General features: G+C 75.3%; 28 protein-coding genes. 9 read left to right on the plus strand and 19 right to left on the minus strand.

Annotated features, from left to right (window positions below; all coding sequences use genetic code 11):
- The first annotated feature begins 88 nt into the window (after positions 1–88).
- Together K8Z61_RS11220 and K8Z61_RS11225 are read left to right on the plus strand one after the other, a co-directional pair.
- Positions 89–526: a hypothetical protein gene (locus K8Z61_RS11220; protein ID WP_224129527.1), complete on the plus strand. Its 438-nt coding sequence runs from the start codon at positions 89–91 to the stop codon at positions 524–526.
- On the plus strand, positions 523–1950 hold the full coding sequence (locus K8Z61_RS11225; protein WP_224129529.1) for a hypothetical protein: 1428 nt from the start codon (positions 523–525) through the stop codon (positions 1948–1950). The genes K8Z61_RS11220 and K8Z61_RS11225 overlap by 4 nt, the downstream gene beginning before the upstream one ends.
- Here the strand turns inward: K8Z61_RS11225 and K8Z61_RS11230 are convergent.
- On the minus strand, positions 1913–3238 hold the full coding sequence (locus K8Z61_RS11230) for a hypothetical protein (RefSeq protein WP_224129531.1): 1326 nt from the start codon (positions 3236–3238) through the stop codon (positions 1913–1915). The genes K8Z61_RS11225 and K8Z61_RS11230 overlap by 38 nt on opposite strands.
- A gap of 24 nt (positions 3239–3262) precedes the next feature.
- Entirely contained in the window at positions 3263–3955 is a 693-nt protein-coding gene (locus K8Z61_RS11235; protein ID WP_224129533.1) for a hypothetical protein, read from the minus strand.
- Positions 3956–4055: 100 nt separating this feature from the next.
- Between K8Z61_RS11235 and K8Z61_RS11240 the strand changes: the two genes are divergently transcribed.
- On the plus strand, positions 4056–4298 hold the full coding sequence (locus K8Z61_RS11240; protein WP_224129535.1) for a helix-turn-helix domain-containing protein: 243 nt from the start codon (positions 4056–4058) through the stop codon (positions 4296–4298).
- 40 nt (positions 4299–4338) lie between these two features.
- Here the strand turns inward: K8Z61_RS11240 and K8Z61_RS19310 are convergent, their stop codons facing one another.
- Genes K8Z61_RS19310 through sigE form a run of 3 tightly spaced genes read right to left on the minus strand, consistent with a single transcriptional unit; the run spans position 4339 to position 6962 of the window.
- Positions 4339–5841, minus strand: coding sequence for a S1C family serine protease (locus tag K8Z61_RS19310; RefSeq protein WP_224129537.1), 1503 nt, complete (start codon positions 5839–5841; stop codon positions 4339–4341).
- Positions 5842–5898: 57 nt separating this feature from the next.
- On the minus strand, positions 5899–6381 hold the full coding sequence (locus tag K8Z61_RS11250; RefSeq protein WP_224129539.1) for a hypothetical protein: 483 nt from the start codon (positions 6379–6381) through the stop codon (positions 5899–5901).
- A complete protein-coding gene (sigE, locus tag K8Z61_RS11255) occupies positions 6378–6962 on the minus strand; it encodes an RNA polymerase sigma factor SigE (RefSeq protein WP_374227940.1) in 585 nt (194 codons plus the stop codon). Before sigE ends, K8Z61_RS11250 begins: the two co-directional genes overlap by 4 nt.
- A 153-nt stretch (positions 6963–7115) precedes the next feature.
- Between sigE and K8Z61_RS11260 the strand changes: the two genes are divergently transcribed.
- On the plus strand, positions 7116–7775 hold the full coding sequence (locus tag K8Z61_RS11260; RefSeq protein WP_224129544.1) for an O-methyltransferase: 660 nt from the start codon (positions 7116–7118) through the stop codon (positions 7773–7775).
- A 37-nt stretch (positions 7776–7812) separates the two neighbouring features.
- Here K8Z61_RS11260 and K8Z61_RS11265 read toward each other — a convergent pair whose 3' ends face one another.
- From K8Z61_RS11265 to dapE, 7 genes are all read right to left on the minus strand, one after another.
- A complete protein-coding gene (locus tag K8Z61_RS11265) occupies positions 7813–8178 on the minus strand; it encodes a hypothetical protein (protein WP_224129546.1) in 366 nt (121 codons plus the stop codon).
- Positions 8175–9890 carry a M17 family metallopeptidase gene (locus K8Z61_RS11270; RefSeq protein ID WP_224129548.1) on the minus strand — a complete coding sequence of 572 codons (1716 nt, stop codon included), beginning with the start codon at positions 9888–9890 and terminating at the stop codon, positions 8175–8177. The genes K8Z61_RS11265 and K8Z61_RS11270 overlap by 4 nt, the downstream gene beginning before the upstream one ends.
- A 16-nt stretch (positions 9891–9906) precedes the next feature.
- Positions 9907–10074, minus strand: a complete 168-nt coding sequence (locus K8Z61_RS11275; RefSeq protein WP_166191440.1) for a DUF3117 domain-containing protein — start codon at positions 10072–10074, stop codon at positions 9907–9909.
- A gap of 100 nt (positions 10075–10174) precedes the next feature.
- Positions 10175–10588 carry a hypothetical protein gene (locus K8Z61_RS11280; RefSeq protein ID WP_224129550.1) on the minus strand — a complete coding sequence of 138 codons (414 nt, stop codon included), beginning with the start codon at positions 10586–10588 and terminating at the stop codon, positions 10175–10177.
- Positions 10585–10902: a DivIVA domain-containing protein gene (locus K8Z61_RS11285; RefSeq protein ID WP_224129552.1), complete on the minus strand. Its 318-nt coding sequence runs from the start codon at positions 10900–10902 to the stop codon at positions 10585–10587. Before K8Z61_RS11285 ends, K8Z61_RS11280 begins: the two co-directional genes overlap by 4 nt.
- Complete coding sequence (locus K8Z61_RS11290) at positions 10899–11666, minus strand: TIGR00730 family Rossman fold protein (RefSeq protein ID WP_224129553.1); 768 nt, start codon at positions 11664–11666, stop codon at positions 10899–10901. The genes K8Z61_RS11285 and K8Z61_RS11290 overlap by 4 nt, the downstream gene beginning before the upstream one ends.
- Entirely contained in the window at positions 11663–12763 is a 1101-nt protein-coding gene (dapE, locus tag K8Z61_RS11295) for a succinyl-diaminopimelate desuccinylase (RefSeq protein ID WP_224129556.1), read from the minus strand. Before dapE ends, K8Z61_RS11290 begins: the two co-directional genes overlap by 4 nt.
- Positions 12764–12824: 61 nt before the next feature.
- On the opposite strand from dapE, the gene K8Z61_RS11300 reads away from it, so the two are divergent.
- Positions 12825–13691 carry a TIGR03619 family F420-dependent LLM class oxidoreductase gene (locus K8Z61_RS11300; protein ID WP_224129558.1) on the plus strand — a complete coding sequence of 289 codons (867 nt, stop codon included), beginning with the start codon at positions 12825–12827 and terminating at the stop codon, positions 13689–13691.
- Between the two features lie 236 nt (positions 13692–13927).
- Here the strand turns inward: K8Z61_RS11300 and ileS are convergent, their stop codons facing one another.
- Positions 13928–17245, minus strand: coding sequence for an isoleucine--tRNA ligase (gene ileS, locus K8Z61_RS11305; RefSeq protein ID WP_224129560.1), 3318 nt, complete (start codon positions 17243–17245; stop codon positions 13928–13930).
- Between the two features lie 394 nt (positions 17246–17639).
- Here ileS and dapD point away from each other — a divergent pair, with 394 nt between their 5' ends.
- Positions 17640–18590, plus strand: coding sequence for a 2,3,4,5-tetrahydropyridine-2,6-dicarboxylate N-succinyltransferase (gene dapD / locus K8Z61_RS11310; RefSeq protein ID WP_224129562.1), 951 nt, complete (start codon positions 17640–17642; stop codon positions 18588–18590).
- A gap of 102 nt (positions 18591–18692) precedes the next feature.
- A complete protein-coding gene (locus K8Z61_RS11315) occupies positions 18693–19703 on the plus strand; it encodes a hypothetical protein (protein WP_224129564.1) in 1011 nt (336 codons plus the stop codon).
- A gap of 58 nt (positions 19704–19761) precedes the next feature.
- Here the strand turns inward: K8Z61_RS11315 and dapC are convergent, their stop codons facing one another.
- The gene (dapC, locus tag K8Z61_RS11320) at positions 19762–20865 is read right to left on the minus strand and encodes a succinyldiaminopimelate transaminase (protein WP_224129566.1); all 1104 of its coding nucleotides are present in this window, start codon (positions 20863–20865) and stop codon (positions 19762–19764) included.
- Between the two features lie 5 nt (positions 20866–20870).
- The gene (fdxA, locus tag K8Z61_RS11325; protein WP_224129568.1) at positions 20871–21197 is read right to left on the minus strand and encodes a ferredoxin; all 327 of its coding nucleotides are present in this window, start codon (positions 21195–21197) and stop codon (positions 20871–20873) included.
- 68 nt (positions 21198–21265) lie between these two features.
- Between fdxA and K8Z61_RS19315 the strand changes: the two genes are divergently transcribed.
- Both K8Z61_RS19315 and K8Z61_RS11335 read left to right on the plus strand, forming a co-directional pair.
- On the plus strand, positions 21266–22183 hold the full coding sequence (locus K8Z61_RS19315) for a GNAT family N-acetyltransferase (RefSeq protein ID WP_224129570.1): 918 nt from the start codon (positions 21266–21268) through the stop codon (positions 22181–22183).
- Positions 22184–22289: 106 nt separating this feature from the next.
- Positions 22290–22610: a hypothetical protein gene (locus K8Z61_RS11335; protein ID WP_224129572.1), complete on the plus strand. Its 321-nt coding sequence runs from the start codon at positions 22290–22292 to the stop codon at positions 22608–22610.
- 10 nt (positions 22611–22620) lie between these two features.
- Here K8Z61_RS11335 and K8Z61_RS11340 read toward each other — a convergent pair whose 3' ends face one another.
- Genes K8Z61_RS11340 through K8Z61_RS11355 form a run of 4 tightly spaced genes read right to left on the minus strand, consistent with a single transcriptional unit; the run spans position 22621 to position 26410 of the window.
- Positions 22621–24345, minus strand: a complete 1725-nt coding sequence (locus K8Z61_RS11340; RefSeq protein WP_224129573.1) for a VanW family protein — start codon at positions 24343–24345, stop codon at positions 22621–22623.
- A 10-nt stretch (positions 24346–24355) separates the two neighbouring features.
- Positions 24356–24775, minus strand: coding sequence for a hypothetical protein (locus K8Z61_RS11345; protein WP_224129575.1), 420 nt, complete (start codon positions 24773–24775; stop codon positions 24356–24358).
- Positions 24772–25689: an N-acetyl-1-D-myo-inositol-2-amino-2-deoxy-alpha-D-glucopyranoside deacetylase gene (gene mshB / locus K8Z61_RS11350; RefSeq protein WP_224129577.1), complete on the minus strand. Its 918-nt coding sequence runs from the start codon at positions 25687–25689 to the stop codon at positions 24772–24774. Before mshB ends, K8Z61_RS11345 begins: the two co-directional genes overlap by 4 nt.
- Before the next feature lie 4 nt (positions 25690–25693).
- On the minus strand, positions 25694–26410 hold the full coding sequence (locus K8Z61_RS11355) for an NUDIX domain-containing protein (RefSeq protein ID WP_308116774.1): 717 nt from the start codon (positions 26408–26410) through the stop codon (positions 25694–25696).
- Between the last annotated feature and the right edge of the window lie 213 nt (positions 26411–26623).

Raw genomic sequence — 26623 nt, forward strand, 5'->3', positions numbered from 1 at the left:
CGCCCTCCCTCCCTGGCCCATCCACTCGCGTGCGATTCTGTCAGAGGCCGCCGCGGCGGCCCCGCCCGTCCCACCGCGAAGGATCTCCATGCGCCTGGCCGCCACCGCACTCGCCTTGACCGCCGCCCTCGCCCTCGCCGGCTGCGGCGGCAGGGCCGACGCCCCCAGCACGACCCCCGCCGCGCCCACCACGGCCGGCGGGACGCCCTCGGGAAGCCCCTCGGGCTCGGCCTCCGCCGACGCCTCGCCGTCGACGCCCGCCGGCACGACGATCGACGTCACCGTCACCGGCTCGGACGTCCAGCCCAACGGCGAGCGGGTGAAGGTGCCCGTCGGCCAGCCGGTGACGCTGCGGGTCACCGCCGACGCGCCGGGCGAGGTGCACGTGCACTCCACGCCGGAGCAGGAGTTCGAGTACCAGAAGGGCGTCACCGAGCTGACCCTGACGAACCTCGACCAGCCGGGCATCGTCGAGGTCGAGTCGCACACCCTCGACAAGCTGATCCTGCAGCTCCAGGTCTCGTGATCGGACTCGTCGTCGCCGCGTCCGACGTGACGCGCGACGTCACCTCCGCGCACAGCATCGGCGGCGCCAAGGACCTCCCGATCCCCGCCGGTCTCGCGATCGCCGGGGCCGTCGCCGCCCTGGCGGTGTCCTTCGTCGTCCTGGCGATCGCCTGGCGCACGCCGCGGTTCGAGCCCGGCACGGACGGCCGGGCGCTCCCGTGGCTGACCGCCCTCGTCGACTCCACCGCGTTCCGCCTCGGCGCCCGCGTCGTGGGGCTGCTGGTCGTGGGCTGGGCCGTGTTCGCGGCCGTCTTCGGCCAGGACGTGCTCAACAACCCGTTCTTCGGCATGTTCTACGTCTGGCTGTGGGTCGGCCTGGTGCCCGCCAGCCTCCTGCTCGGGCCGGTGTGGAAGGCGATCAGCCCGGCGCGCTCGGTGCACTGGCTGGTCTCGCGCGCCACGGGCGGCGACCCGGGTCGCGGCCTCTACGAGTACCCCGAGCGGCTCGGACTGTGGCCCGCGGCCCTCGGCCTCTACGCCTTCGTCTGGCTCGAGCTGGTCTACCCGTACTCCACCGAGCTCGGGCCGGTGCGGCTGTGGGTGGCGGTCTACGCGGCGGTCATGCTGCTCGGCGGAGCGCTCTTCGGCGAGGTGTTCTTCGAGCGGGCCGACCCCTTCGAGGTCTACTCCTCCATGGTCGCCCGGCTGTCGGTCTTCGGCCGCCGCTCCGCCGAGGTCACCGGCACCGCTGCGCGGGGCGGACGTCCGCGACCGCCCGCCGACGCCGGCCAGATCGTGGTGCTCAGCCCGCTGAGCAACCTCTCGTCCCTGCCCGCCCGGCCCGGGCTGATCGCCGTGGTGTCGGTGCTCTTCGGCAGCACGGCCTTCGACTCCTTCCGCGACTCCACCCACTGGGTGCGGTTCATCCAGGACACCCCGGTGATCCGTGATCGCGTGTGGGCCAACCAGCTGGCCAACAACGCCGGGCTGCTGGCCTTCGTGCTGCTGGTCGCGCTGGTGCTCGTGGTCGGCACGGCGTCGACCGGGGTCGAGGCCGGCACCCGACGACGCGGGCTGCCGGTGCAGTTCGCGCACTCGGTCGTGCCGATCATCGTCGGCTACGTGGTGGCCCACTACCTCTCGTACTTCGTCGAGGTCGGCCAGGACACCGTGATCAAGGCCAGCGACCCGCTGACGAACGGCTCGAACCTGCTCGGCACCGGCGACCTGACGGTCAGCTACTGGCTCTCCTACCACCCGACGTTCCTGGCCAACACCAAGGTGCTGGCGGTGGTGATCGGCCACGTGCTGGGCGTCGTGGCGGCGCACGACCGCGCGATCCGGCTGCTCCCGGCCCGCCACCACGTCACCGGGCAGCTGCCGCTGCTGGTCGCGATGGTGGGCTTCACCGCCGGCGGCCTCTACCTGCTGTTCTCCGCCTGAGCCGACCCCCGGACGCCGGCGGCTCCGGCGCGCCGACGAGGTGGGCGGCGAGCGTGCGCACGGCCCGGGCGGCCGGACCGTCGGCGTCGACGATCGCCGCGCCGGCGGCCTGGGCCCGGTCGACGCCGGTGGGATCGTCGGGGACGATGCGGATCGCGAGCGCCTCCCCCGCACCCGCCAGCACCCCGCGCAGGGTGGCGACGATCTCGCGCTCGGACCAGGCCAGGCTCCCGCGCATCCGGTTGAGCACGGCGACCTCCGGTCGCACGCCGATCTCCCGCAGCTCCGCGACCCCGCGGGCGAGCCGGGCCAGGCCGACCGGATCGGGGGTGCCCACCGCGACGACCGCGTCGGCTGCGTCGAGCGCCTCGAGGGTCAGCTGCTGGCGCGGCGGCCGTCCGGCGAGCTCCGCGGTGGGATCGTCCTCGAGGCTCGCGCCGACGTCGACCACGACGTCGGCCTCCGCGGCGAGGGCGGCGAGGAGCCGCTCGAGGACGCCCACGCGCACCTCCGCCCACCGGTCGGCCCGCGGCAGCCCGGTGACCACGCCCCAGCCCGCCCCGACGCCGCGCACGAGCGAGCCGGCCTCGGCCTCGAGGCGTCCGGCGGCGTCGAGCCGGGCCGCCGCGAGCAGGCCCGAGACCTCCTCCACGACGCCCAGCTGCAGGGCCACCGTGCCGCCCTGCGGATCGGCGTCGACGAGCACGCAGCGGCGTCCGGACGCGGCGAGCGAGGCGGCCAGGCCGACGGCCAGCGTGGTCCGCCCCGGGGCGCCCGCCGGCCCCCACACGACGTGGACGCGGCGGTCCGGTCCGCCCGGCACGAGGGGCCCGGAGGTCTCGTCCGGGACGGCGAGGGTCGAGGACCCGGACGGCGCGGACGTCGGCGGCGTCGCGGGCGGGGGCGCCGAGGACGTCCCCCGCCCCTCGGCGGCCATCGCCTCGACCAGCGCCTCGACGTCGGTCTGCGGCAGCACCCGGCGGGCGCCCACCCGGTCGGCGTGCGCCTGCGCACGCTCGGCGGCGGGATCGTCGGGGCCGGGTCCGACGACCACGGGCGCGACCCGCAGCGCCCGGAGCCGATCGAGCGCGGCGGCGTCCAGCCCGACGGCGTCCAGGCCCACCACCGCGACCGCCGCCTGCCCCGTCGTGGCGCTGGCCAGGAGGTCCTCGACGTCGACGCAGCGCTTGAGCACCACGACGTCGCGACGACCGGAGAGCGCCGCCAGCAGCGGCGCCTCCCAGCCGGCGCCGGCCGCGGCGACCAGCGCGACGACGGGCCCGCTCATCGGGGCGACCCCGGCCGCCGGCGCTCAGCCACGGCGGACCACCGTGACCTGCGGGCTGGTGACCGCTCCCAGCGCGCGGAAGAAGCGGGCGGCGTCCGCCTCCGGCACCGCCAGCACCAGCCGCCGCCGACCGCTCACCGCGAAGCTCTCCTCGGAGGTGCGGGCGTCGACCACCGTGACCCCCGACAGCACCGGCGCGCCCCCGCCCGCGCCGCCCGAGCCGCCCGCGCCGCCCGTGCCGCCCGCGCCGAGCAGGTAGACGTCGACGACCGCCCCCTGCTGCACGGAGTCGGGCACCTGCTCGGGCTCGACGGCGATCGGCACCTCGACGGTGCCGGTGACCGTGCCGAGCGCAGCGCGCGGCACCAGCTCGCCGGCGCCGACCGGACGCAGGACGCCGGCGCCGCTCGGCAGCGGCTCGTCGGCGGGCAGGTACCGCCCGAGATCGGCCGCGGAGTCGAGGCGCACGCGGGTGCGGACCAGGTCGTCGGCCCGCAGCGGCGCCCCCGCGCCGAGATCGGCCCGGGCCGCCCACACCGGGACGGTGTCGTCGGCCGCCGCCACGACCCGCGCGCCCAGCAGCACCGAGCCGGCCACCAGGGCCAGGCCCACCCAGAGCCGGGGATCGCGCCATCCCGGGGGCCGGGTGCGCCCGGCGGGCGGGGTGTGCGGCGTGGGCGGCGCGGTGCGCGACGACAGGGAGGTCCCGAGGTCCATGCAGTCCGTCTTCCGGATGCGGACGGGCCGCAAACCGCTCATCCACAGGCGCGCGGGGCGGGCCGACGGGCGCCGGCACGCGGGTGCGAGACTGGGACCCATGGTCGCCTCGCCACGCTTCCTGACCCTCGCCGACGTCGCCGAGGTCCTCAACACCTCCAGTGCGCAGGTCTACGCGCTGGTGCGGCGCGGCGAGCTGCCGGCGATCAAGATCGGCGGACGCGGCCAGTGGCGCGTCGAGGGCGAGCGGCTCGAGGAGTACATCGCCCGCATGTACGACGAGACGCGCACGTTCGTCACCGAGCACCCCTACGCCGAGAGCGACCTCGAGCAGCACACCTGATCCGGCACCGCCGCTGACGCCGCCGGGCCGCGGGCGGGGCTCAGCCGATCTGGCCGTCGAGCCGCACCGGCAGCGTGCGCTGCTCGCCGTCACGCACCACGGTCAGGCCGATGGTCTCCCCCGGCTGGTGCGTGCGGATCGCGACGATCAGCCCGATGCCGTCGGTCACGCGCGTGCCGTCGACCGCGGTGACGAGGTCGTCGACCCGGATGTCGGCGTCGGCCGCCGGGCCGCCCGGGGTGATCTCCTGGATCACCGCCCCGGGACGCTCCGAGCCGGTGTCGCCGCCCGTGCGCACCTGCGCGCCGATGACGGGGTACTGCGCCTTGCCGGTGCGCAGGATCTGGTCGGTGGTGACCACCACCTGCTCGATCGGGATCGCGAACCCGACGCCGATGCTGCCCGACTCCGTGCCGGCGCCGCCGCCGGTCGTCGCGATCGCCGAGTTCACGCCGACGACCTGCCCGCGCAGGTCGACCAGCGGCCCCCCGGAGTTGCCCGGGTTGATCGCGGCGTCGGTCTGGACGGCGTTGATGTAGGACGACTGGTCGGCCGACCGACCGGTCGTCACGGGGCGGTCGAGGGCGCTGACGATGCCGGCGGTCACCGTCGAGCCCAGCCCGAGCGGCGACCCGAAGGCGACGACGGTCTCGCCGACCCGCAGCCGCCGCGATGCGCCGAGCCGCGCCGGACGCACGCCGTCGAGCCCCTCGACCGCGAGGACGGCCAGGTCGTAGACCGGGCTGCGGCCCACCACCCGGGCCCGGTGGCGATCGCCGGCCTGGTCGACCACCGTGATCGGCCCGTCGTCCTCGGCGGCGGAGGCGACGACGTGGTTGTTGGTGATGACGTGGCCCTGGCGGTCGAGCACGAACCCGGAGCCGGTCGCGCCCTCGGCGTCGCCCTCGTACTCCGCGACGATCTGGACGGTGGAGGGCAGCAGCGTCCGCGCGACGCTGGCGACCGACCCGTCCGGCACGGTGGCCGGCGCGGCGTCGCCGAGGTCGACGGCGGAGAGACCGCCCGGCACGAGCAGGTCGTTCGCGGTGGAGCGCTGGTAGAGGGCCGAGCCGGCCAGCCCGCCGACCAGGCCCAGGACGAGCGCGAGCAGGCTGATCAGCGGCCACGCCCAGGCGCGCGGCGCCCGCCGGTCACGGGGCCCACCGGGCCCGCCGGGCTCACCGAGATCACCGGGCTCCCTGCGCGCCCGGCCGGGCTCGGGTCGGTAGCCCGCCTGCTGCGCGCCGGGGTACGAGAGCGGCACCGTCGCCGGGGCGGGCTGCCACGACGTCGGGGCGCCGCCCGTCCGGTCGTGCCCCGGGTCGTATCCGGCGCCGTACGCCGGGTCGTACGCCTGGCCGTAGGCGGGGTCCGGTCCGTAGGACGGGGTGGCCGGAGAGGTCGGCGTCTCGCTGCCATACGCATAGGGGTACGGGGGCGGCGGGTCGAGAGGCGGGTCGAACGGCCGGTCCACGGGCAGGGAGGGGTCGGACGCCTCGGGCACGTCCGGCGACGAGGGCTGCTCGGGATCCTGCGGGCTCACCGCACCATCATGCCGGGCGGGGCGTCACCGCCCACGCCCGCGCGGGGGACGGGACGCTCAGCGCACCAGACGGCGCACCGGCACGAGATCGCCCGTGCCGGGCACCCGCACCGACACCGTCGGGGCCGACGGGGGCGTCGGCGCCGGACGCTCGGCGCTGGCGCCGAAGGTCAGCACGCCCATCACCGCGGCCCCGGCCGCACCGCCGCCCAGGGCGGCGAGCGCCAGCGCCCCGCGACGCGGCCGGTCGTCCGGACGCCGTGCCGCCGCCGGGGAGCCCGCCAGCGGCGAGCCCGTGGACGGGGGCCAGGGCGAGCCGAGCGGATCGTGCTTGAGCAGCCCCTTCAACGCGTCGGGGGCGGCGCCGACCGCGCCGGGCGCGCCCAGCCCCGAGAGCCGGGTCTTGATCCAGCCCTCGCGCTCGACCAGGTCGCGGCACGGGTGACAGGCGTGGACGTGCTCCCATGCGCGCTCGGCCTCCTGCTGCGGCATCTGGCCGTCGAGGAGGGCGCTGACCCGCGCGCCGAGGTGGCCGATCACCGGCTTCCCGCCAGCGTGCCGGACGCCGGACCGGAGAAGCGGGTGCGTCCGTCGCCCGGGGCGCGGTGGGCCAGGGCGGAGCGCAGCATCGCGCGGCCACGGTGGATGCGCGAGCGGACCGTGCCGATCTTGGCGTCGAGGATCGTGGCGATCTCCTCGTAGGAGAGCCCCTCGACGTCGCACAGCACCACGGCGGCGCGGAAGTCGGGCGGCAGGGTCGCCAGGGCGCGCTCGACGTCGTCGTCGAAGCGCTGGTCGTGGTAGGCCGCCTCGGGCGCGGCCTGCGGGCTGGTCAGCCGCGCCGCGCGCTCGTCGGAGAGGGCGTCGAAGCGGATGCGCTGCCGACGGCGGGCCTGGTCGAGGAAGAGGTTGGTGGTGATGCGGTGCAGCCAGCCCTCGAAGGTGCCCGGGGTGTAGGTGTCGAGGGAGCGGAAGACCCGGACGAAGACCTCCTGCGTGAGGTCCTCGGCGTCGGGCCGGTTGCCGGTGAGGCGGTAGGCGAGCCGGTAGACGCGGTCGGTGTGGCGCTCGACGATCTCGTCCCACGTGGGGACGCCCGCCTGGGGGGCCTGCTCGCTCATCGCACCTCTTCGGGTCCTCATCGGACTGCTCCGCCGATCATCTGCCCTCCCGGACGCTAGCGGCCACCCCTGAGGGGAGCCTGTGAGCGAGGCGCTCTCGCACCCCGTCGAACGGTCCGCGGCCCGGCGGGGTTCCCGCGATAGGTTGCGCCCATGACGAGCGCCCCGCTGCCTCCCGTGTCCCCCGCGAGCTGGACCTACGCGGAGACGTTCGTCGGCGAGGACGCCGTGCTGGCCGCCGCCCGCGAGCGGGCCGAGGAGGTCGGCGTCGTCCCGGTCGGCAGCGGCGCCGGCGCGGTGCTGCGGTTCCTGGCCTCGACCCTCGACGCGCGCTCGGTCGTGGAGGTCGGCACCGGCACCGGCGTCTCCGGGCTGTGGCTGCTGCGCGGCATGCGCGCCGACGGCACGCTCACCACCGTCGACATCGAGGCCGAGCACCAGCGCCTGGCCCGCCAGACCTTCACCGAGGCCGGCATCGCGCCGCAGCGGGTCCGCACCATCTCGGGCGCGGCGCTCGACGTGCTGCCGCGGCTCACCGACGAGCACTACGACCTCGTGTTCTGCGACGGCGAGAAGACCGAGTACGCCGCCTACCTCGACGAGGCCCTGCGGCTGCTGCGACCCGGCGGCGTCGTCGTGTTCGACAACGCGCTGTGGCACGACCGCGTCGCCGATCCCGCCCGGCGCGACGAGGAGACCGTCGCGGTGCGCGAGCTCGGACGCGCGGTGGCAGCGCACGAGTCGCTCGTGCCGGTGCTGCTGCCGGTGGGCGACGGCCTGCTGTGCGCGCGCCGGCTGCCCGAGGCCGGCTGAGCAGGCTCCGGCCGGCCCTGAACCGGCGCCGCGCCGGTCAGTCGAGCTCGGCGGCCGGCGTCGCGAAGCCGTCCCAGCCCTCCGCGAGCCCGAGCACCTCGCACGGCTCGACGAGCGCCGGCGGCGCACCGACGACCCGCGACAGCGCGGTGCCCGCGCCACCGACCTCCAGCGCCTCCTGGTGACGCTGCCGGCTCGCCTCGTCGGCGAAGAGCAGCACGCACTCGAACCACGCCCCGCGCACGGCGCGCCACTGCGCGAACCGCAGGCCGGCCTGCCCGGTGTGGCGGTCGTGCTCGGGTCCGGCCACATGGGTGGCGAGCTCGTCGACGACGTCGTCGGCGGTGTCGACCAGCGACCAGCGGACGGTGAGCCCGAGCAGCGGCCGGACGGACCGGCTCACCGCGCGCCGACGCCCGCGAGCGGGTCGGCCGAGCCCAGCCAGGAGAGCAGGAGGCGGGCGCCGAAGCCCGACGGCCCGGCGCTCCACTCGTAGGACTCCGACGGGGAGTCGCCGACCGAGGCGAGGTCGAGGTGCGCCCACGGCAGTCCGCCGGTGAAGTGCTGGAGGAACAGCGCCGCAGTGATCGCACCGGGACCGCCGGCCGCGTTGTCGGCGTCGGCCACCGGCGAGGCCAGGCGGTCCTCGTAGGCCGACAGCAGCGGCAGCCGCCACAGCGGCTCGCCGGCCGACTCGCCGGAGGCGCGCAGGGCGTCGGCCAGGGCGTCGTCGGAGGCGAAGAGCCCGCCGGTGCGCTGGCCCAGCGCGACCTTGACCGCGCCGGTGAGGGTGGCGACGTCGACGAGCGCGGCGGGGCCGATCTCGGCGACGGCGTAGGCGAGCCCGTCGGCCAGCACCAGCCGGCCCTCGGCGTCGGTGTTCGTGACCTCGCTGGTGCGCCCGCCGTAGTGCCGGACGACGTCGCCGGGGCGCATCGAGGAGCCCGACACGGCGTTCTCGGCGCAGCACAGCAGGCCCACGACGCGCACCGGGCACCCGACGTCGCGCAGCGCGGCCATGGTGGCCAGCACGACGCCAGCACCCGACATGTCGCGCTTCATCGTGGCCATGGCCTCGGCCGGCTTGATCGACAGGCCGCCGGAGTCGAAGGTGATGCCCTTGCCGACCAGGACGACCGTGGGGGCGGACGCCGCCGCACGGCGTCCGCGTCGGCCGGAGGCCTCGGGGGTGTAGTCGAGACGGATCAGCCGCGGCGGCGTGGCGGAGCCCTGGCCGACGCCGAGGAGGCCGCCGAAGCCCTCGGCGGCCAGCTGCTGCTCGTCCCACACGCGGTGCTCGAGGCCGACCTCGTCGGCCAGCGCGATCGCCTGCTCGGCCAGCCAGGCCGGGCTCTTGAGGTTCGAGGGGACGGTGGCGAGCATCCGCGCCCGCCATCCGGCGGCGCCGATCGCGACGGCCCGGGCCAGCGCGGGGGCGCGCTCGGGGCCGCAGCCGGCGAGCACGACCTCGGCGGCCGGTCGCGCGGCCGGGCCCGAGGAGCGCCAGTGGAAGCCGTACGACCCGAGCACGACGCCGACGGCGAACGCCTCGAGCCCGGCGTCGTCGGCGAGGGCGGCGATCGAGGTGGCGACGCGTCGACCCGGCACCTCCTCGGCCGGGGCCTCGCCCGGCGCCGAGACCGAGCGACGCGCCACGGCGCGGGCCAGGGTGGCTCCGGCACGGCGCAGGGACGTGGGCGAGACGTCGCCGACGCCCAGGAGCAGGACCTGCCGCAGCCCGGGGGCCGCGGTCGTGCCCTCGAGCACGGGCACGCGGACGACCTCGCCGACGCGTCCGGTGTGCCGCTCGAGCTCGAGCAGCGCCAGCAGGTCGAGGTCGAGCAGCTCGGCCAGCTCGGCGGCGCCCGGACCGAGCAGCGGTCCGGTCGCGGTGGTGGCGTCGCCCGTGGCGGGCGCGGCAGGGTCGGCGTGACCGGCGGGCTCGGAGGCCCCGACGGCGTCAGCGCCGGCGTCGGGACGATCCGGCGCGAGCACCGGGACGACGACGACGTCGACCCCCTCGATCGCCGACACGGCGTCCTCGCTGAGGAGCAGTGCGGGCGGCGAGACCTGCGTGGGCAGGTCCGGGCGGGGGGTCGACGTCGTCGTCACCATCGAGAGGGGGTCGGCGTCAGCCGACGACTGCCTTGAGGGCATCGCCGAGCGCACCGGCCTCCTCGGCGTTGAGCTCGACCACCAGGCGGCCACCGCCCTCGAGCGGGACGCGCATCACGATGCCGCGGCCCTCCTTGGTGACCTCCAGCGGACCGTCGCCGGTCCGCGGCTTCATCGCCGCCATGCGGCACCTCTTCCCCAGTCGTGCGTGCAGTGAGCGCCCATTATCCCCCATCGCCCCGGTGCCCCGGGCCACCGCCCCCCACCCGGAGGGCGGGGCCGGATCAGACCGTGCCGCGAAGGTAGACCCAGGTGAACAGCACCGTGGCCAGCAGGAGGCCGACGTGGGCCAGCACCGAGAGCCAGGGGCCGCGCGTCCAGGCGTCGGCGGCGCCGCTGTGCGCGTGGCGTCCCTTGCTCGGGAGCCAGCGCATCAGGACGGCCAGGCCGGCCAGCGAGGCGACCCACCAGCCGCCGAGGGCGAGGACGCCGGCGCCGGGCCCGCCGAGCAGGGTGTCCGGGCCGGCCAGGAGGAACGCGCTCCACAGCACCGACGCCGCCAGGCCCGCGCCGGTGTGCAGCGCGAGGAGGCCGGCTCCGACGGTCGGGGTCGCAGCGCGCAGCCGCACGCGCGTCAGCACGACGACGACCAGGCCGAGCCCGGTCAGCGCGCCGACCACGGCCTCGATCGGGGTCACGCCTCCTCCCGGGACTCCTGGCTCCGGGCGTCGCGCTCGGGCTCGGGCTCGGGCTCGGGCTGGAGATCGGGCGCGGCCTCGCGCTCGGCGGCGAGCCGGTCGAGCAGGGCGTCGACCTCGCTCATCCGGTAGCCGCGGAACGCCAGGGAGAAGCGGACCCCGCGCAGGTCGTCGGCGCGCAGCGGGCCGTCCGCGGGCAGCAGGGTGTCGGGACGGTCGCCGAGGTCGTCCTCCATCGGCGCGCCGCGGCCCGCGGCGACCGCCGCGACGCCGCCCATGACGAGCACCACGAGGATGGCCAGGAACCAGGTCATGCGTCCCTCCCGGAACGGTCGCGGGGGACGTCGCGGGAGGCGAGCATCGCGGCGACGGCCTCCTCGACGTCGTCGGTGACCACCATCATGTCGAGGTCGGCGGCGCTGATCGTGCCGGCCGCCAGCGCGGTGGCGCGCAGCCAGTCGAGCAGCCCGCCCCAGTACGCGGTGCCGAGCAGGACGATCGGGAACCGCGTCACCTTGCGGGTCTGCACCAGCGTCAGGGCCTCGAAGAGCTCGTCGAGGGTGCCGAGGCCGCCGGGCAGGACGACGAAGCCGCGGGCGTACTTGACGAACATCGTCTTGCGCGCGAAGAAGTAGCGGAAGTTGATGCCGAGGTCGACCCAGTCGTTCAACCCGGCCTCGAAGGGGAGCTCGATGCCGAGCCCGACGCTGACGCCGCCGGCCTCGCTGGCCCCGCGGTTCGCGGCCTCCATCGCGCCGGGGCCGCCGCCGGTGATGACCGCGAAGCCCTCCTCGGCCAGCCGGCGTCCGAGGGCGACGCCCTGGGCGTAGGCCGGCGCGTCGACGGGGGTGCGCGCGGAGCCGAAGACGCCGATCGCCTCGCCCAGCTCCGCGAGGGCGCCGAAGCCCTCGACGAACTCCGCCTGGATGCGCATCACGCGCCACAGGTCGGTGTGCGGGTCGAGGCGGCCCTGGTCGAGGAGGCGCTGGTCGGTCGTCGAGGCGTCCGTCCGGGTGCGCCCGCGGCGCTGCACCAGGGGACCCTCCGCGTGCTGCGCGGGGTCGAGGGGGGCGCTCATCGGGCCAGCCACTCCCGCAGCACCCGGTGGCAGCGCTCGATCTCCTCGACCGCGACGCGCTCGCCCTGCGTGTGCGCCAGCAGGGGGTCGCCGGGGCCGTAGTTGACGGCCGGGACGCCGAGCGCGGTGAACCGGGCGACGTCGGTCCAGCCGAACTTGGGCTGCGGCTCGGCCCCGACGGTGGCGACGAAGTCGCGGGCCGCGGGCCGGTCGAGACCGGGGCGCGCGCCGGGCGCGGAGTCCGTGACCACGACGTCGAGCCCGGCGAAGACCTCGCGGACGTGGGCCAGCGCCTCGGCCTCGCTGCGGTCGGGGGCGAAGCGGTGGTTGACGGTGACCACGCAGGAGTCGGGGACGACGTTGCCCGCGACGCCGCCGCGGATGCCCACGGCGTTGAGGCCCTCGTGGTAGCGCAGGCCGTCGACGACCGGCTGACGCGGCACGTAGGCGGCCAGCCGCTGCAGCACCTCGACGGCGGCGTGGATGGCGTTGACGCCGCGCCAGCTGCGCGCGGAGTGGGCGCGCACGCCCGAGGTCGACACCTCGACCCGCAGCGTCCCCTGGCAGCCGGCCTCGACGCCGGCGTTGCTCGGCTCCATCAGGATGGCGAAGTCGGCCTCCAGCAGCTCCGGGTGCTCGCGGCTGAGCCGGTACAGGCCGTTGGACTCGGCGTCGATCTCCTCGGCCTCGTACAGGACGAACGTGAGGTCGCGGGTCGGCGTCAGCTCGCCGCGTCCGACCTCGTGGGCGAGCCGCAGGACGACCGCGTCGCCGCCCTTCATGTCGCACGCGCCCAGGCCGTGGAGGACGCCGTCCTCGAGCCGGGCCGGCAGGTTGTCGTTCGCCGGCACGGTGTCGAGGTGGCCGGCCAGCACGACGCGCTCCTCGCGGCCGAGCGCCGTGCGCGCGACGATCGTGTGGCCGTGCCGGACGACGTCGAGGTGCGGCAGATCGCGCAGCGCGTGCTCGACGGCGTCGGCGATCACCTGCTCGTGCCGGCTCTCGGACGGGATGTCGACCAGTCGGCGGGCGATCGTGACGACGTCGGCGCCGAGGTCGAGGACCGCCGCGGGGGCGTCGCTGGCGGTCGGATGCACGGGCTCAGTCAATCAGACCACGGATCTAGAACACGTTCTCATCGTGCCGTAGTCTCCGCCCATGCGCCACGGCATCGTGCTCTTCACCTCCGACCGCGGCATCACCCCCGCCGCCGCCGCACGCGCCGCGGAGGAGCGCGGGTTCGCCACCTTCTACGTGCCGGAGCACACCCACATCCCCGTGCGACGCACGGCCGCGCACCCCGGCACCGGCGACGAGACGCTGCCCGACGACCGGTACCTGCGGACGCTGGACCCGTGGGTCGCGCTGGCCACCGCCGCGGCGGTGACCACCCGGATCGGGCTCTCGACCGCCGTGGCGCTCCCGGTGGAGTCCGACCCGATCACCCTGGCCAAGACCATCGCCTCCCTCGACCACCTCTCCGGCGGGCGGGTCGCGCTCGGCGCGGGGTTCGGCTGGAACACCGACGAGCTCGCCGACCACCACGTGCCCGCCGAGCGCCGCCGCACGGTGCTGCGGGAGTACGTCGAGGCCATGCGGGCCCTGTGGACCCAGGAGGAGGCCGCCTACGCCGGCGAGTTCGTGTCCTTCGGACCCTCCTGGGCCTACCCGAAGCCCGCCCAGGCGCACATCCCGCTGATCATCGGCGCCGGCGGCGGCCCGAAGACCTTCGCCTGGATCGCCCGTCACGCCGACGGCTGGATGACCACCCCCACCCAGCAGGACATCACCGGCAGCATCGAGCGGCTCCACGCCGCCTGGCGCGAGCACGGCCGCGAGGGCGTCCCGGACGTCCGCGTGCTCATCACCTTCCGCCCCGACCCCGCCGACCTCCAGCGCTGGGCCGAGCTCGGCGTCACCGAGCTCATCTGGGGCGTCCCCGACGCCGCCCCCGACGCCGCCGAGGCCCACCTCGACAAGCTCGCCGCCCGCCTCGGCGTGGCGCCGGCGGCACTGGTGGGATGAGGCATCCAGTTTCATCGGCTGACCGATGAAACTGGCGCCTGCACGGTGGAGCTTCATCGGCCAGGTGCCGGTTCCGTGCGGCACCAGACCGCCCATGGCGACAGGTTCAGCGGCTGACCGCTGAAGGTCCAGCGGTCGGCCGCCGGAACCATCGGTGGGAGTTCACAGCTTCGAACGCCCACCGACAGGTTCGGCGGCTGGCCGCCGAAACTGTCGTCGGCGCGTCCCCGGGCCCCTCAGGCCCGCGCCACGCCCACCGACACCGCCTGGCCGTCGCCCACCGCCAGGTCGGCGGCGGGGTCCTCGACCACCGTCGACGACGTGGCCAGGGTCTCGGCGGCGATCAGGTCGCGGTGGGCGTCGAGGGCGGCGCGGACGGCGTCCTCCCCCGGCCGCACACCGAGGGTGAGCGCGATCCGGTCGGAGACCTCGAGGCCGGCGTCCTTGCGCGCCTGCTGCACCGCCCGGACGACGTCGCGCGCGAGACCCTCGGCGGCGAGCTCGGGGGTGACGACGCAGTCGAGCACCACGAAGCCGCCGGCCAGCATGCCGATCGCGACCGAGTCGTCCGCGGATCCGGCCACGGTCTCCAGCGCGTACTCCCCCTCGGCCAGCGCGAGACCGCCGGCGGTGACGACGCCGTCGGCGTCGACCGACCAGTCGCCGGACTTCGACGCCCGGATCGCCACCTGGACGTCCTTGCCCAGCCGGGGTCCGGCGGCACGGGCGTTGACGGTGAGCCGCTGGGAGACGCCGTAGGCGCCGGCCTCGGCGGAGTCGGCCGCCAGCAGCCGCACGGAGCGGACGTTGACCTCCTCGGCCACGATGTCGACCAGGCCGGGCAGGCCCGCGAGCGCGTCCGGGTCGGGCACGACGACGGTGAGGGACGACAGCGGCAGCCGGGTGCGCAGCGAGCGAGCCTTGCGCAGGGCCGAGGTCGCCGAGCAGATCTCGCGCACCTGGTCCATGGCCGCCACCAGCGCGTCGTCGGCCGGCAGGGCCTCGACGGCGGGCCAGTCGGCCAGGTGCACCGAGCGGCCGCCGGTGAGGCCGCGCCAGATCTCCTCGCCGACCAGCGGCAGCAGCGGCGCCGCGACCCGGCACACGGTCTCCAGCACCGTGGCGAGGGTGTCGAACGCCGGCCCGGAGACCGCGGCGTCGTCGGACCAGAACCGCTCGCGGCTGCGGCGGATGTACCAGTTGGTGAGCACGTCGAGGAAGCCGCGGACAGTCTCGCACGCCTCGGCCACGGCGTAGTCGTCGAGCGCCGCGGTGACCTCGGCGACCAGGTCGCGGGTCTTGGCCAGCAGGTACCGGTCGAGCACGTGCGGGGAGTCGACGGCGTCCAGCCGCGCGTCGTGGCCCGACGCGTTGGCGTAGAGCTGCAGGAAGTACCAGCTGTTCCACAGCGGGATGAGCACCTGGCGCACGGAGTCGCGGATGCCCTGCTCGGTGACGATCAGGTTGCCGCCGCGCAGGATCGGGCTGGACATGAGGAACCAGCGCATCGCGTCGGCGCCGTCGCGGTCGAAGACCTCGCGCACGTCGGGGTAGTTGCGCAGCGACTTGCTCATCTTGTTGCCGTCCGAGCCCAGCACGATGCCGTGGCTGACGCAGCTCTGGAACGCCGGCTTGTCGAACAGCGCGGTGGCCAGGATGTGCAGCGTGTAGAACCAGCCGCGCGTCTGCCCGATGTACTCGACGATGAAGTCGCCCGGGAAGTGGCCCTTCGCGGCGGCGGTGCCGTCGAACCAGTCGGCGTTCTCGAACGGGTAGTGCACCTGCGCGTACGACATCGAGCCGGAGTCGAACCACACGTCGAGCACGTCGGCGACGCGGCGCATGGTCGAGCGCTCGCCCTCGGGACGCGGGTCGTCGGGGTTCGGACGGGTCAGCTCGTCGATCCACGGCCGGTGCAGGTCGCGCTCGCCGTCGGCGTTGCGGGGCAGCCGGCCGAAGTCGCGCTCGAGCTCCTCGAAGGAGCCGTAGACGTCCAGGCGCGGGTACGCGGGGTCGTCGCTGCGCCACACCGGCACCGGGGAGCCCCAGAACCGGTTGCGGGTGATCGACCAGTCGCGGGCGTTCTCCAGCCACCGGCCGAACTGGCCGTCCTGGATGTGCTCGGGCACCCAGCGGATCTCGCGGTTGAGCTCGAGCATCCGCTGCTTGATCGCGGTGACCTCGACGAACCACGACGAGACGCCCTTGTAGATGAGGGGCTCGCGGCAGCGCCAGCAGTGCGGGTAGGAGTGGTCGTAGGTCTCGCGGCGCAGCAGGATCGTGCCGGGCGTGACGGCGCCAGCCGCCTCGCCGGTCTCGCCGCGGGTGGCGGCCTTGAGGTGCTCGATGACCTGCGGGTTGGCGTCGAAGACCTGCATGCCGGCGTACTCGGCGACGGGCGCGGTGAACCGGCCGTCCTTGCCGACCGGCATGACCGCCTCGATGCCCTCGCGGTCGGTGACCTCCTTGTCGACCTCGCCGAACGCGCCGGCGGTGTGGACGACGCCGGTGCCGTCGGTGGTGGTGACGGCGTCGTCGGCGGCGACGACGCGGAAGGCGTTCGCGTGGCCGGCGTAGTAGGCGAACGGCGGGGCGTAGGTGCGGCCGAGCAGGTCGGCGCCGCGGTAGCGGCCGAGGACGGCGGGCTCCTCGGCGTCCGGGAAGAGCTCGCGCTTGTACGCGGGCAGCCGGGCCTCGGCGAGCAGGTAGCGGGCGGTGGCGCCCTCGACGCCCGGCACCGGGCCCTCGACCACGACGTAGTCGATCTCGGAGCCGACCATCACCGCGAGGTTGCTGGGCAGCGTCCAGGGCGTGGTGGTCCAGATCAGCACGTGGGCGCCGTCGAGCACGGGGTCGTCGCCGCGCTCGTCGAGGCGGTAGCCGACGGTGACGGCGGGGTCCTGACGCCGCTGGTAGACGTCGTCGTCCATGCGCAGCTCGTGGTTCGACAGCGGCGTCTCGTCGTTCCAGCAGTAGGGCAGCACGCGGAAGCCCTCGTAGATCAGGCCCTTGTCGTAGAGCGACTTGAACGCCCAGATGACCGACTCCATGTAGTCGGGGTTCATCGTGCGGTAGTCGTTCTCGAAGTCGACCCAGCGGGCCTGCCGGGTGACGTAGTCGCGCCACTCGCCGGTGTACGTCATGACCGACTCGCGGCAGGCGTCGTTGAACCGGTCGATGCCCATCTCGACGATCTCGTCGGTGGTCTTGATGCCGTTGAGCCGCATCGCCTCGAGCTCGGCGGGCAGGCCGTGGGTGTCCCAGCCGAAGCGCCGCTCGACCCGCTTGCCGCGCATGGTCTGGTAGCGCGGGATGAGGTCCTTGACGTAGCCGGTGAGCAGGTGGCCGTAGTGCGGCAGGCCGTTGGCGAAGGGCGGTCCGTCGTAGAAGACGAACTCGCCGGAGCCGTCGGGCCCGGCGTCACGCTGGTCGATGGAGGCCTGGAAGGTGCCGTCGGCCGCCCAGTAGGCGAGCACCCGCTCCTCGATCTCGGGGAAGCGCGGGCTGGCGGGGACGGCGCCGTGGCCGTCGGTGGTCACCTTCGGGTAGGTCATCGCGGGTCCTGATCTGGTCGTCGACGGGAGTCTGCTCTGACCAGGGACGACCCTCGCGGACCGCGGTACCACCCTGCTTGCCCCGCGCTCGGGGCCGCTTCGTTGACGGCTGTGACGGGCCGGACCCGTCCGGGTCTACTGGGCGGGCGGACCCGCTGTTCTTCCGGAGGCTCGCCGCTGATGACGGCTCGGACGCCTGTGACGCCAGCGTACGGGCGGGGCGGCGGCGGGGTCGAATCATCTCGACGCGCCGATCGACGTGCGCGGCGACCTGATCGAGGTCCGCGACGTCGCGGTGCACGTGAGGAGCACGCCCGTCACTGCGGCCACGCCGACCTGCTGCGCGAGTGCGTGGACGGGCGCGTCGGCCAGCAGCCGCCGCTCCCTAGAGTGGATGCCCGTGACGACCTCCGCCTGGGGCTACGGCCTCGCCACCGTGACCACCGACGGCGCCGTGCTCGACGTCTGGTTCCCGACGCCGGCCCTCGGCGCGCGACCCGACGACGCCGAGGCGCCGGCCGAGCTCGCCGACCTCGCGGGCAGCGACCACGCGCGCCGGGTGCGGCGCGAGGTGCGGCTGGTCGAGATCGCCGACCTCGACGCGGCCCCGGTCGACACCGCGGACGTGTGGCTGCGCCTCCACCTCCTCTCGCACCGTCTCGTCCGGCCGCACGGCCTGAGCCTCGACGGCGTGTTCGGGCTGCTGGCCAACGTCGTGTGGACCTCCGCGGGCCCGTGCGCCGTGCAGGGCTTCGAGCTCACCCGCGCCCGGCTGCGGGCCCACGGCCAGCACGTCACCGTGTTCGGCGTCGACAAGTTCCCGCGCCTGGTCGACTACGTCGTCCCCTCGGGCGTGCGCATCGCCGACGCCGACCGCGTGCGTCTCGGCGCCCACCTCGCCGAGGGCACGACGGTGATGCACGAGGGCTTCGTGAACTTCAACGCCGGCACGCTGGGCGCCTCGATGGTCGAGGGCCGCATCTCCGCGGGCGTGGTGGTCGGCGACGGGTCGGACGTCGGCGGCGGCGCCTCGATCATGGGCACCCTCTCCGGCGGCGGCACGCAGGTGATCTCGCTCGGCGAGCGCTGCCTGCTCGGGGCCAACTCGGGCCTGGGCATCCCGCTGGGCGACGACTGCGTCGTCGAGGCCGGCTGCTACGTCACCGCGGGCACCAAGGTGTCGCTGTTCGAGGAGGCCGGCGGCGGGTCGCGGGTGGTCAAGGCGCTGGAGCTCGCCGGCGCGAGCAACGTGCTCTTCCGGCGCAACTCCCAGACCGGCGCGGTCGAGGCGGTGCCGTGGAAGGGCCAGGGCATCGCGCTCAACGCCGACCTGCACGCCAACTGAGCCGGGGCCCGGCCTGAGGTCTGCCTGAGAGGCCGGCGAGAGGTCGACGAGAGCCCGTCCCGTCCGCTCGGATCGCGCCGGTCGGCTGGTTAGGCTCACCTCATGTCGACTGCGAGGGGCCGCCGTGCACCCCGCACGGTCGCCCGTCGCGGCACCGGCCTGCGCCGCACCCTCGCGGTCACCCTCGCGCTCGCGATCGGCGTGATCGGCGCGGTCGCGCTCGGCGTCGACCGGCTGGTCAAGCCGTACCTCGGACTGCGCGGGTGCGTCGCCACCGTCGACGGCCGCAGCGTCTCCCTGAGCCTGGAGCAGGCGGAGAACGCCTCGGTGATCGCGGCCGTCGGCGTCCGACGGGGGCTGCCGGCGCGCGCGGTCTCGATCGCCCTGGCCACGGCGTACCAGGAGTCGAAGATCCGCAACCTCGCCGGAGGCGACCGCGACTCCCTGGGCCTCTTCCAGCAGCGTCCGAGCCAGGGCTGGGGCACGCCGGAGGAGATCCGCGACCCGGTGTACGCGGCCAACGCCTTCTACGACGCGCTGGAGAAGGTGCCCGACTACCGCAGCCTGGAGATCACCCAGGCGGCCCAGGCCGTGCAGCGCTCGGGCTTCCCGGACGCCTACGCCGACCACGAGGACGACGCCCGCGTGCTGGCCTCCGCGCTCACCGGGTTCTCCCCCCACGCGCTCACCTGCACCGTGGAGCCCTCGGCCGACGCCGCGTCGGGCGACCTGGATCGCAGCGGCCTGACGCCGCGCGCGGCGCGGGTGCGCACCGAGCTCGAGGACGTCTTCGGCCGCCAGTCGCTCGGCGGCTTCGCCCCGGGCGGCGTGCGCACCGGCCACATGCCCGGCTCGGCGCACTACGACGGACGCGCCGTCGACGTGTTCTTCCGGCCGATCACCCCCGCACGCCGGGTCGACGGCTGGGCGGTCGCGCAGTTCCTCGTCGCCCAGGCCTCGCGCCTGCAGATCGCCACCGTCATCTACGACGGGATGATCTGGACCGCGCGCCGCTCGGGGCAGGGCTGGCGTCCCTACAGCCCGGCCTCGCGCTCGGGCGACCGCGCGATCCTCGAGCACCGCGACCACGTGCACGTCGACGTCTTCGCCTGAGCCGAACCGCTGCTGGCTCGGGCCGGCTCGGCCTGGCTCAGGCCGGTCGGGTCGGCCGTCAGGCGAGGCGGGCGACGGCGGCCTCGACGCGCTCGTCGGTCGCGGTGAAGGCCACCCGCACGTGCTGGGCGCCCGCAGTGCCGTAGAAGGCGCCGGGCGCCACCAGGATGCCGAGCTCGGCCAGGGCGGCGACGGTGGTCCAGCAGTCCTCGTCACGGGTGGCCCACAGGTAGAGGGACGCCTCGGAGTGATCGACCCGGAAGCCGGCGGCCTCCAGCCCGGCACGCAGCCGGGCGCGTCGGGCGGCGTAGCGGGCGTGCTGCTCGGCGACGTGGGCGTCGTCGTCGAGCGCGACGGCCATCGCGACCTGCTGGGGGCCGGGCAGCTGCAGGCCGAGGTTCTTGCGCACCGCCAGCAGCTCGGTCACCACCCGCTCGTCGCCGACGACGAACGCGCAGCGGTAGCCGGCCAGGTTGGACCGCTTGGAGAGCGAGTGGACGGCCAGGATGCCCTCGGACGAGCCGCCGCAGACGTCCGGGTGCAGCACGGAGACGGGCTCGGCCTCCCAGGCGCACTCGAGGTAGCACTCGTCGGAGACCAGCAGGGTGCCGCGCTCGCGGCACCACGCGACCACCTCGCGCAGGCGCTCGGGCGGCAGCACGCGGCCCGAGGGGTTGCCCGGGGAGTTGAGCCACAGCAGCGCCGGGGCCTCCTCGCCGAACGCGGCGAGGTCGTCGGTGGCCACCGCCCGGGCGCCGACGAGCGCCGCCCCGACCTCGTAGGTGGGGTAGGCGAGCGCCGGGTAGCCGATCAGGTCGCCCGCGCCGAGGCCGAGGTGCAGCGGCAGCGAGGCGATGAGCTCCTTCGAGCCGACCACGGGGAGGACGTGCTCGAGCCCGAGGCCGACGACGCCGTGACGGCGGGCCAGCCAGTCGACGACGGCCTGCCGCGTGCGCGGCAGGCCGATCGTCGTGGGGTAGCCGGGGTTGTCCGCCGCATCGCGCAGCGCCTGCTGGACGATCTCGGGCGTGGCGTCGACGGGCGTGCCGACCGAGAGGTCGACGAGGCCGTCGGCGTGCGCCCGGGCCTTGGCGGCGTAGGACGTGAGGCGGTCCCAGGGGAAGTCCGGCAGCCGGCCGGAGACCGGCGCCGGCGAGGCCATGCGGGTCAGTGGTCCTGGTTCTGCGGCGGGAGCGCGGCCACGAAGGCGTGGTCGTGGTCGATCTCGCCCATCTTGGCGGCGCCGCCCGGCGAGCCGAGGTCGTCGAAGAAGTGGACGTTGGCCTCGTAGTAGTCCTTGCTCTCGGCCGGGACGTCGTCCTCGTAGAAGATCGCCTCGACCGGGCAGACGGGCTCGCAGGCGCCGCAGTCGACGCACTCGTCGGGGTGGATGTAGAGCATCCGCTTGCCCTCGTAGATGCAGTCGACGGGGCACTCGTCGACGCACGCGCGGTCCTTGACGTCGACGCACGGCTGGGAGATGACGTAGGTCACCGGGTTCCTCCTCGGGACGGCGCTGGCGCGCGCGATCGGATGCTCGGCGGTCAGCCTAGTATCCGAGCGTGGTCGATGAGCGGGAACCCCACCCCGTGGGCAAGCACCTGCTTGGTGCCCACGTCGTCGGACAGCGCGTGGTCGTGCGCCGTCGCCTGAGGGGACGCGGCCCCACCGGCGGCCCGGCCCTCACCGACGTCCTCGGCACCTGCCTGACCTGGGACGACGCCGAGCGCTACTGCGTCATCGCCCCCGAGCAGGGCGAGCCCGTGCGCATCCCGCTCGGCGAGATCGTCTCCGGCAAGCCGGTGCCGCCACGGCCCTCGACCCGGCTCCGGGTGGGCGCCCGGGAGGCCCAGGAGCGCGCCGGAGCGCTCTTCCCGCGGCTGCGGACCACCCCTCTGGGCCCGTGGACGCTGCGTCACGACCCCGCGTCGACGTCGCGCCGGGCCAACTCCGCGCTGGCGTTCGGCCCGTCGGGCGACGTCGATCCGGCCCTCGTCGAGGAGCTGGCCGCGTTCTACCGCGAGCGCGACCTGCCTCCGCTGGCGGCCGTCGAGGTCGACGCCGTCGAGGAGGAGCTGCTGCGAGGGCTGGGCTGGGTCGAGCACCGTCCCGGCACGGACGCCGTGCTCGCGCTGGCGTCCGTGGCGCGGGCCGCGCGCGCGGCGCCGTCCGACCTGCCCCCGGCGCGGATCGAGCCAGTCGACGGCCTGACGGTCGTGCGGGTCGGCGACGACGCCGTGGGCAACGGCGTGGTCGATCGCGACTGGCTGGGCATCGGCGGGGTCTCGGTGGCCGAGCCCGCCCGGGGCCGGGGGCTGGGGATGGCGGTCGTGGCCGCGCTGCTGGAGTGGGGCGCCGAGCAGGGCGCGACCACCGCGTACCTGCAGGTGCAGGAGGGCAACGAGGTCGCGCGGCGGCTCTACGCCGGCCTCGGCTTCGTCGACCACCACCGCTACCGGTACCTGACGCCGCGGTCCTGACCGCCCGCGCGCCGCGCACTCCGGTTTGATCTCACATTCGGGGATCGCGATCCAGCATGCGGGACGCACATGCCGATGAAGCCGATCGGCTCACTACGGTTTCGTCATGTCCGTCACCGCTGCCGTCGTCACCGCCCCCCGCGTCCTGCTCGTGGACGGGTGCGAGGCGTGCGCGGGCCGGACGACGGTGCTGCGCGGTCAGGCCCGCGCCGGCGAGGGCACGCTGCGCTACGTCGAGGTGAGCCTCGACGCCGGCGCCACCTGGGACGAGGCGTCGCTCACCGGCCCGAACCTGCCGGGCGTGTGGGTCGAGTGGGAGCACCCGTGGACCCCGTTGACCCCGGGCGTCCAGGAGGTGCGGCTGCGCGTCACCGACGCCGCGGGCACGGTGCGCGAGGGCGTCACCGCCCACCTGCACGTCGACTGACGCGCGGGCCTCAGCCGCCCGCGCCCGTGCAGATGACGCGGTCGGCGGCGATGTAGGTGGTGCGGAACCGCTGGGTGCGCACCACCTCGCTGCTGCCCGGACGCCGGAAGGTGCGGGTGACGTCGACGCTGAAGCCCGGCGCGCCCGCGTTCGGCACGCAGTCGGCGGTGGCGATGCGCCGCACCGACGGCTGCGTGACGTCGTAGCGCGGGCCGGTGCTCGAGGAGACGTCCCAGACCTTCGTCGACCACATCGTCACGGTGATCGAGCCGCGGGAGGACGGCGTCGAGGGCACCACCCGGGTGTCGACGAGCACGCCGTAGCGGGTGTCGTTGCGGAAGCGCAGGTCGACCGAGCCCCAGGCGACGGTCGCCTCGCGGCCCACCGGGTAGCGGTCGATGTAGAGCGAGTGCGCCTTGTGCTCGACGTCCTGCAGGCCGGCGAAGAACATCGCGTTGAAGGTGGTGGTGGCCACCTGGGAGACGCCGCCGCCGAGGTCCTCCTTGAAGATGCCGTCGCTGATGATGAAGCCCTTGGTGAAGCCGTTCTCGACCGTCCGCTCGCCGACGATGCCGTTGAGCGAGAAGGTGCGGCCGGGCGGCAGCACGATGCCGTCGATCAGCTCGGCCGCGCGGCCGATGTTGACGTTGCGGTACTCCGCGTACGGGAAGTAGGTCGTGAACGAGGAGACCTTCTCCCGGATCCGCCAGTCCGTCGCCTGCTTCGTGGTGATCTTCGGCTGGGCGGTCGTGGCGCGCACGGTCACCTCGCGGCGTCCGGACGGCCGGGTGAGGGCGTCGAGGAACGCGCGCTGCAGGTCGGCGGAGCGGTACCGGACGCCGACCCGGGCGGGGCGCACCTGCGGACGGCCGTCGACGAGCACCACCGTGGCGTCGACCGGCTTCTCGGCAGCGCCCAGGCGCGGCGCGACGAGGGCGGCGAGGGCCGCGGCGTCGACCCGCGGCACCAGCACGCCGTCGCTCGGCTCCATCGACAGCACCGAGGCGTACTGGCTGGGCCGCAGCTCGACGTCGGTGCGCCCCAGGCGCAGCGTGATCGCGGCCGACATGGCGGGGTTCGCGAACTCGTCGAGCGCGCGCTGGAGGTCGGCGGCGTCGATGTCGGGGTCGGTGACGGTGGCGCTGAGGTCGATCGGCGCGGGCGGATCGGCGAGGAACGCGGCCTCGAGGGCGTTGCGGGCGGCCTCGACGTCGATCGCGCGCCCCGGACGCGGCGCGGTGGTCTCGACGCCGGTGGCCGTGAACCGCACCTGGGCGTCGCGCGGCTCCTCCCCGTCGCGCTCGGACAGCCCGTCGAGGAACGAGCGCATGCGCGCGGCGTCGACCCGCACGACGGGATCGAGGCGCTGACGGTCGGTGAAGTGGCTCCACAGGCTCCGCGGCGACCAGCCCGTCGGCCGCTGGGCGGCGGCGACGGAGGCCGCGTAGTCGACGCTCAGGCCGGCGTCGGCGGGGTCGACCTCGCGCTGACGACCGTCGACGCGCACCGCGAGCGGCGTGGCGACCCGCGCGGCCAGGCCGTCCTGGAGCCGGGCACGGGCCTCGTCGGGCGCGAGGCCGCCGACGCCGATCCCCGCGATGCGGGTGTCGCGCGGCAGCCGGTCGCCCGCGAGGGCGTGGGCCGCGGCGTACCCGCCGCCGACGAGGAGGACCAGGACCACCACGATCGCGACGACCGCCGAGGCCCCGCTGCGCTCGCGTCGCATCGACTGCATGCGGGCGATCCTACGGAGCGGGCGGAGCCGGATCGGCCTCGGCGGGGTCGGCGCCGACGGCGCGACGCGGCCGCTCCAGCGTGACCGCGGACCCGAGGGCGAGCACCATCGCGATCGCGAGCAGCGCGTAGCCGAGCACGTCCTGGCCGACCAGGTAGTCGCCCTCGGGACGCGCCTGGGCCAGCAGGTAGACCGTCGCCGCCCAGGCCAGCGCGAACGCCAGCCGCGCCGAGAGCCGGGGCGGCAGCGCCGCGAGCGTCGCCACCGCGGTGGCGACCCCGAGCACCATCCCCCACCACAGGCTGTGGACGAGCGTCGTCGCGGCACCGCCGAGCGCGCCGCCGAGCACCGAGCCCACCGCGACCGCGGCCCGGAGGAGCGGCCCGGGACGGCGCACGGCGCCGACCGACGGCGCGCCGGGATCGCTCACGCCTCGACGAGCCCCGCGAAGAGGTCGGACTCCAGGCCGTCGTCGCCGACCGGACCCGGCGTGCCCTTGACCAGTCGGTAGACCTCGACGCCCATCGCGGCGGCGCCGACGTTGTTCGACAGCGCGAAGAACGGCCCGTCGGTGGCGACCTGGGTGGGGTAGGCGCGCAGGGCGTCCATCTTCTGCTCGACGTGGGCGCTGGCGTCGACGGCGCAGGTGAGGTCGGCGTCGGGCACGACGAACGGCGGCAGCGGGCCGTCGGGGTCCATGCCCTCGAACGCGGTCTGGTCGCCGGCGTCGCGCAGCATCCGCAGGCCCGCGCGCATGCGGCTCTCGGACATCGCGCCCCAGTAGACCTTCGCGACGTCCCACGCCTCGCCCAGGTCGCGGCGGTACGAGGGGGCCGCGGCCAGCAGCACCGCGTACATGGCGACGCGGTGCGCCTGGATGTGGTCGGGGTGGCCGTAGCCGCCGAACTGGTCGTAGGTGACGAGCACCTGCGGGCGCACCTCGCGGATGACCTCGACGAGGTGGTCGGCGGCGACGGTGAGGTCGGCGCGCCAGAAGGCGTTGTCGTGGATGTCGTCGGCCGGCACGGCGTAGCCGTCCTCGTGCCACTTCATGCCGGAGTCGCGGAAGCGGCCGAAGCCGCCCAGCCAGCGGTGGTCGGTGACGCCGAGGGCCCTCATGGCGTCGGCGATCTCGCCGCGGCGGTGCTCGCCCAGACGGTCCTCGCGGTCGGCCGCCAAGTGGGCGAGCTCGGGCACGAGGATCTCGCCCTGCTCGCCGGCGGTGCAGGTGACCAGCGTGACGCCGCGACCCTCCGCGGCGTACTTCGCCATCGTGGCCCCCTGGCCGATGACCTCGTCGTCGGGGTGGGCGTGGACGAGGAGCAGGCGCTGGGCAGGCGGCATGGGCTCAGCCTAGTGGCGGCCGCTTGAGCCGCCGCGGGGCGTCGGGCAGCGGCAGGGCGGGACGCGGCGCCGGCGCGGGGGCGTCGTCGACCAGCCAGCCGTCGACCTCGTCGAGGAGCAGCTCGAGCAGCAGGACGGGCGCGTCGGTGACGACCGCCCACGGCTGGTCCTCGTCGTCGTCCTCGCCGGCGAGCCGCTCGCGCTCGAGCAGCGCCTCGTAGCCGTCGGCCCGCAGGCGCTCGGCCACGCCGCGGGCGTCGTCGTCCTCGAAGAGCACCGCGCGGCGCCAGCCGGCCGCCTCGGCGCGCAGCAGGACGAGCAGCTCGGGCAGGAACGCGGTGTCGGACTCGAGCCAGGCCGGCGCGTCCGGCCCGCTGAGCTCGTCGGGGCCCAGCCAGCGCAGGGCGTCGTGGGAGACCCCGTCGGCCTCGGGCTCGGCGGATCCCCGCGCCCGGACGACGCCGACGCGCAGCGTCCGGCCGGCACCGAGGTCGACGCGCGTCGCCAGCCAGCCCTCGACCTCGACGTCGACGCCGAGCTCCTCGCGCAGCTCGCGCCTCAACGCGGCCGCGGGCTCCTCCCCCGGCTCGACCTTGCCGCCGGGCAGCTCCCAGCGTCCGGCGAGCGCGGGCGGGCCGACGCGGCGGGCCGCCAGCACGCGGCCGCCGCGCAGCAGCGCGGCGCCGACCACCAGACCGGCGGGATCCTCGGGGTGCGACACGCCCGCGATGCTAGTGCGATCGGCCCGCGCGTCCGGACCGCGCCGTGGTGGATCGACTCGATCGGGAATCACCCGGAATGCGCCGTTCCCGCCCGTTCGGGCCCGATTTCCCGCAGGCCCCGCCAATGCCGCGGAGAAAGGCCCGCACCACGGCCGGGCGAAGGGAGGAATGCCGGAATGCGTCGAGCCGCGGAGGCGGGAATCGTGGTGATT

This window comes from Nocardioides sp. TRM66260-LWL, from assembly GCF_020075545.1.
Taxonomy (GTDB): Bacteria; Actinomycetota; Actinomycetes; order Propionibacteriales; family Nocardioidaceae; genus Nocardioides.